General features: G+C 37.6%; 4 protein-coding genes. All 4 read left to right on the plus strand.

Features of this window, described 5'->3' with window-relative positions; translation table 11 throughout:
• The coding region (locus AB1422_15195; protein MEW6620656.1) for a hypothetical protein at positions 1-188 on the plus strand (188 nt) is incomplete at its 5' end.
• Positions 189-206: 18 nt separating this feature from the next.
• Entirely contained in the window at positions 207-1,082 is an 876-nt protein-coding gene (locus AB1422_15200) for an alpha/beta fold hydrolase (GenBank protein MEW6620657.1), read from the plus strand.
• Positions 1,083-1,207: 125 nt separating this feature from the next.
• The gene (locus AB1422_15205; protein MEW6620658.1) at positions 1,208-2,389 is read left to right on the plus strand and encodes a hypothetical protein; all 1,182 of its coding nucleotides are present in this window, start codon (positions 1,208-1,210) and stop codon (positions 2,387-2,389) included.
• A gap of 15 nt (positions 2,390-2,404) precedes the next feature.
• The gene (locus tag AB1422_15210) at positions 2,405-5,719 is read left to right on the plus strand and encodes an alpha/beta fold hydrolase (GenBank protein ID MEW6620659.1); all 3,315 of its coding nucleotides are present in this window, start codon (positions 2,405-2,407) and stop codon (positions 5,717-5,719) included.
• Positions 5,720-6,402 lie beyond the last annotated feature (683 nt).

Raw genomic sequence — 6,402 nt, forward strand, 5'->3', positions numbered from 1 at the left:
AAAAATTTGAAGTAGTGGAAGATTCTGTTAATGGACGTTGGTCTCCAGATGGAAAGATGTTTATAGGAGAATGCTTTTCTCTATATGATAGCACTAGTGGTAAACGAATAGGTCATCCATTGTCAGTTGGAGTGCCATCTCAAAGCGGTAAATATTTTATATATAAAAAGCCAAATAATATTTGGTAATCAAGGAGGTAAAAGGTCATGAAAAAGTTTAACTTATGTATTTTATTGTTGTGCATTCTAAATAGTAAAGTAAGTGCCGAGGAATTTACCTGGGGAAGTTGTACCACTTATGCTCCATATCCTGTGCTATTTATCCACGGTATTAACGCTAATTCATTAACATGGGATACTGCGACTAAAGAATTAGAAAAGTACTTTGGATATAGATGGGTGCAATTTAATAAGCCAACCGAACCAATAACAAAAGAGAAGCCAGCAGTCACCTATGACGAAACCAAGCCCAATGCTCCGCAGAACAAGGTAGTCAAGCATTATTTAGAGGCGTTTGATTATGGTGGGGAGGATACAGTAGGGAGTACTAAGGCATTAAAGGGAAATTATACCGAGTTAGTAGAAGAAATAGAGAAGGTATTAAAGGCATATTATGGGGAAGATAAGTGGCAAGAGGGTAAATTAATCTTAGTTGGGCATTCACAAGGAGGTTTGATTGCCAGAGATTATTTACAACGGAATCCTGATAATGCTAAATACATCAAACGCCTTGTAACTATTGGTACTCCTCATTATGGTAGTCACTGGTTGGCTAATATATCAGCTATGGCAATGCAAGATCCATCTCTTTCACCGGGTACAAAGCCTAACTGGTTGGGTAAAATAATAAAAGCTTTTGACCAAACATTCAGAAACAATATAAAAGCAGTAGAACGAGGTGATGCTGCGGTAAAGGATTTATTACCTAATAGTGAATATTTAAAAGAACTTAATCGTCTTTCTATTCCTAAGGATATTGAATATGTATGTTTGGTAGGGCAGGTGGCAATTCCAGGCCCTCCATTTACATGTGATAGTGATGGTATAGTTATGGGTTATAGTCAAAGGGTGGATTGCTACTAAATGTGTTGATGAAGATATGTGGGAGGGATATAGTAAAGTTACTGAGACTATCTATACGAAGAGCCAAATTAATACTGGTCTTGCTGATAGTGAATTTGAGCCAACATTTGAATAGGAGGGAACAGATGAATATGGACAAGGTGGTAAGGATTTCAGCATTAACAGGATTAGGAGTAGTAGTTTTTTTGTTGGGATATACATTATATTATGCAGTTTTTTCTATTACTAAGGAATCAGATTTAATCTCCTACCATGCACCTTGCTGGGGAGAGAAAAACAAGATTTATTTTATCAAGAAAGTGGCTTATGGGAAGGCAATAATAAATCCTTCTTCATTATTAAACAAGATTCTTTATCTTGAGGGGGATTATTTGCCAGAGAAAACCGAGGTATATGTTTGTTCGATGAATTACGATGGAAGCAATAAAAAGGAGATAGTAAAACTTTGTGATACAGAGATTGGTAATAGAGAATATGGTGATACAAAGGAAGGGAGTTATTGGTTACCGAGATATATGGACTGGTGTTCTGCTAATAATTTACTGCTTATTTCAGGAGGAGATATTCCAGGAAGAGGAGAAACTTCACAAGGGGTATATACAATGAAGATAAATGGGCAGGATAAGAGGAGACTGTCAGAGACAGGGGTGCATGCCTCCTGGTCACCGGATGGAAAGAAAATAGCATATGAAATAATCACAAAAGAATCAAGGAGTGAAAAAATGTATGGTTATAAGGAGCCTGTAGAATATTATGATGAAGAAAATACTATCTGGGTAATGAATAGTGATGGCAGTGATAAACATCAGATATCAAGAGAGAAAATACTAACGCGAACAGGCAGATGGGTGCGTGATGAACAAGGGAAACCAGTTATGGAAAACGGAAAAGAGAAGTATGTCTGGAAGGAAATGTATGAAGATACAGATCCCATCTGGTCACCCAGAGGTGACTTGATTGCCTTTGTTTGCAAAGGCTGGATATATACCATGAAACCAGATGGAAGCGAGAGGAGGAAGGTGATTGACAGCTCTCATCTTGCAGGTTGGACAGTAGATGGGAAAATGCTCTTTGTCGGTGGAAAAGAAGAAGGTGGTAGCGAACATGCATACAATTGGTTTGTGGATTTAAATGGTAACATTGTTAAGAAAGTAGCTTACTGGGGTAAATTTTCTTTAGACGGTTCATTATTACGTTGCACTTTGGATATTATTTACAATAAAGAAGGGGAAAAATTGCCTTTGAAAGAACCATTTCCTGAAAAAGAGAAATACTGGCAATATAAAAGACCAAATAATATTTGGTAAAGGAGGGTAAAAATCATGAAAAAAATTGGATTTTATTTATTATTAGTAGGAAGCATTTTGACTAACAGGGTGTATGGAGAAGAGACAAAGTGGTCAGATAAAGAAAGTTATGGGCCTATGCCGGTTCTGTTTATTCATGGGATTAACGCTAATGCAGAGACATGGGACACTACTACTGAAGAATTGGAGAAGTATTTTCAATATAAATGGAAAAGATTCAATGGAGAAGATATAACATCTGAACCTTATCATCCAGTCACCTATGACGAGGAACATCCCACTGCCCCGCAGAACAAGGTCGTGAAGCATTATTTAGAGGCGTTTGATTATGGTGGGGAGGATACAGTAGGGAGTACTAAGGCATTAAAGGGAAATTATACCGAGTTAGTAGAAGAAATAGAGAAGGTATTAAAGGCATATTATGGGGAAGATAAGTGGCAAGAGGGTAAATTAATCTTAGTTGGGCATTCACAAGGAGGTTTGATTGCCAGAGATTATTTACAACGGAATCCTGATAATGCTAAATACATCAAACGCCTTGTAACTATTGGTACTCCTCATTATGGCAGTGACTGGTTGGCTAATATATCAGCTATGGCAATGCAAGATCCATCTCTTTCACCGGGTACAAAGCCTAACTGGTTGGGTAAAATAATAAAAGCTTTTGACCAAAGATTCAGAAACAATATAAAAGCAGTAGAACGAGGTGATGCGGCTGTAAAGGATTTATTACCTAATAGTGAATATTTAAAGGAACTTAATCGTCTTTCTATCCCTAAGGATATTGAATATGTATGTTTGGTAGGGCAGGTGGTAATTCCAGGCCCTCCGTTTATATGTGATAGTGATGGTATAGTCAAGGGTTATAGTCAAAGGGCAGAAAAGCCACTTCCTCGACTATATCCAAAAGACCCTATCATAATTGAGCAAAAAATCCCCTGGGATTATATAATTAACTTACCGGGGATAGAGCATACAAAAGAACCTAAACAATACCAAAAAATCTTCGAATCCCTCGACGGTATACCTGATGACCCTGATGGGGAAAAAAGATATTATTACGATACACCAAAAATTACACTTGGCACTTATACCTTCACCCCAGCTACTGATACTAATTTGTATTATGATGGTTCTGGCAATGACTTCTATATCACTGGTAAAATCTATGATTACTTACCTGCCAGCTGTACGATTAGTTTAGAAATAAATAACCCAGACAATTATGTTATACAAAACAAGCCAGTATCAGCATTAAATATGACTACGGAATCCCAGGAAGAACCAAAAACAGGTCGTCCTCTTAATGCCAGGTTTAATTTTAAACCCGATGTTGTTTTATCACTTGGCATCCATACATTTCGCCTTACTATTAAAAATTCAGCAGGTTTAGTCGGCACAGCGACTACGCAAAACGGTTCATACTGGATACCATTCAGGATAACGGAAAAGGTAGTTGAGGTGCCGGGGCAGATAATTACTCCAGCAGGGACGGTTACGATTGCTGGCGGGTTTCAGGCGGCTTCATCCCTCTATTTCTGGGATAATCAAAATAATTACTGGGAGCGATGGATTAATTCTAATCTACGCGTGGATTCAGATAATATCATCCGCTATAATTGTGGCACTTCTAACCTCGATAACCCTAATCTCCGACATCGCGTTTATCTGGAAAGCAGAATCTATCCACCGGCCTCGATGTATCCCAAAGCCTCTTGCGTCAATAAAAAGGAGATGCAGGCGATTACCTATACCTACGGCTCGCCGCCTTTTAAACTACTCCCATTTCCTAAAGCCGATAACACGGTAGTATATCGGCCTGATGTAGATGACAACGGCACAATTACCTATCCAGAAGATATGGTTACCTTTACTAATAACGAGGTTATCTTCACCCCAAAGAAAGATGCCTTACCCAATCTTAATTTTGGACCAATCATCCTTGGTAATCCGATGTATACTTACCCACTACACATAATTATCCCACCAGAATATCAAGGTGTTTCTTCTAATGAGCTGGATATTTATATCAATCAGGTCGGAGGATTGTATGCCTTAGAATCGGTCCAGAAGGCGTTCGATTATAGCCAGAGTTTATCCAGCCAACAGGGTTTTAACCCCACACTAAATATTGCCTGGGCTCAAGAAGCAGATTTAACCAATGACGGGATTACAGGGTTTGGTAGTAACACTGCCGGCGTCTATCGACTATTAGTCAATGGAGATAGGGAGGATGAGTTTAATGAGGATAGGATTATTCAGGCTTATGGCAATGCCTTATTGACTCATTACACCAATCGGCAGTATGGGCAGGGTTATTTTGACTACAAGTTACCCATTGCCTCAATCACCTATACGATGAGTCCACAGCAGGCGTTTGTAGATGGTTTTTGCCTGCGATTTAGTGCGGCGGTGCGTGGTTCTTCAATCGTAGAACTACCCATAGCATTGGATAAGATACCCTTTGATATATCAGAATCTACCCATCGCGGCACAACATCAGCCTTAGGCATAGCTCAGGCATTATATCGAATACCAATGAAGAATATCTGGCAGGCATTAGAGAACCCGAACAAGACTATCGAGCATTCAGGATACACGATTCTTGATTTGCTTGATGAATTAGATACGCAGGGTTATGATACCAGTTCAATCAGAGCTGAGTTTTTTTCAACTGCCATGCCCACCCCCGCAGAAATTCTGCAAAAGGTAGCCGAGAATTTTGGGAAGATTGAGGATATGAAGGCAAAGATGATTAGTTGGGGGAGTGCAGGAACAAAAACTTTCTCTGCAGTAGAAAGAAAACTTTTATTCAAAAAGCCAGATAAAATGAAGTTTATAACCCCAGATAGAAACCGAACTGTGATTATAAATGGTGATATACAATGCGAAATAGACCAGCAGGGAACTATGACTACAAATATTTCTGATTATGCAGATATATCTGAACGCCAATTAGATATTCACTACTATCTTCAGGAGTTTAAAGACAAACACAATATTGTTATTATTGATCATCAGATTGTCAAGGGGAATATTTATATTTTAGAAGCTATTCCTAAAGAACCTAACATAATTTATGGAAGATTAGTCTTTTATATCGACTATGATAAAGGGATTGATGTTAAAAGGGAAGTATTTTCTGATGATAATATATTGTTAGTTACTAAAGAAATTACCATATCTGAATTGATAAAGGGTATTTGGATACCTACTCAATACATTGATAAGATGTACTTTGAAGATGGAGTGATTGAAACAAATACAGAATTGAGAGAGATTGAATTAAATATTGGGATTTCGGACGAAGAATTTAGTATTCCTCAATAAAAAGAGGTTATTTTAAAAATAGAAAGAGTAATAAGGTAATAATGAATCTAAAATGGGTAGGAAGGTAGCCGCAGGCTTTAGCCTGCGTAGCTCGGCAGAAAATAATGGAGAGACATATTAAAGAAAAGAAACATCGGTTGTCTTTAGATAATTATAAAGGTTTTGTAAGAGTTACATTTACATTAAGTCAGATTTATGGAGAGTAATAATTGCCTTTAAGCAGAAAACAGGTTTTTGGTTTTCCCAGAACAGGGAAAGGATACAGTGGCAAAAGGATTTTTATGATCATATACATCGCAAGGAGGAGGATTTAAGAAAGCATATAGTATATATTTTTGAGAATCCGATAAGAAAAGGGATAGTAGATAATTTTAAGAATTATCCCTATTTAGGGTCATTGGATTAAAGTTTAGAGGAAATTGTTTTATAGGGTCGGTTTACGAACCAGCGGTTATCAGCTACCAGACAACGCAGGCTAAAGCCTGTGGCTACCAACTTAAGGTGGAAAAGATAATGAAGACAATTGAAAATATATGTATTTTAGTTTTGGTTATTTTTTTAGTAGTAATTATCTTCAAGAAGAAGGCGATAAAAATAATCATTATCAGTGGGATAATCATAGGAGCAATAATAGGTGGTTGTAAATGGTTAGAATATAAGTTTGGTGCCAGAGAGAGTGATAG

The organism is bacterium (assembly GCA_040757115.1).
Classification (GTDB): Bacteria; UBA9089; CG2-30-40-21; order CG2-30-40-21; family SBAY01; genus JBFLXS01.

Coding starts and splice junctions, on each gene's coding strand:
- AB1422_15200 (MEW6620657.1), top strand. CDS start 207: ATGAAAAAGTTTAACTTATGTATTTTATTGTTGTGCATTCTAAATAGT.
- AB1422_15205 (MEW6620658.1), top strand. CDS start 1,208: ATGAATATGGACAAGGTGGTAAGGATTTCAGCATTAACAGGATTAGGA.
- AB1422_15210 (MEW6620659.1), top strand. CDS start 2,405: ATGAAAAAAATTGGATTTTATTTATTATTAGTAGGAAGCATTTTGACT.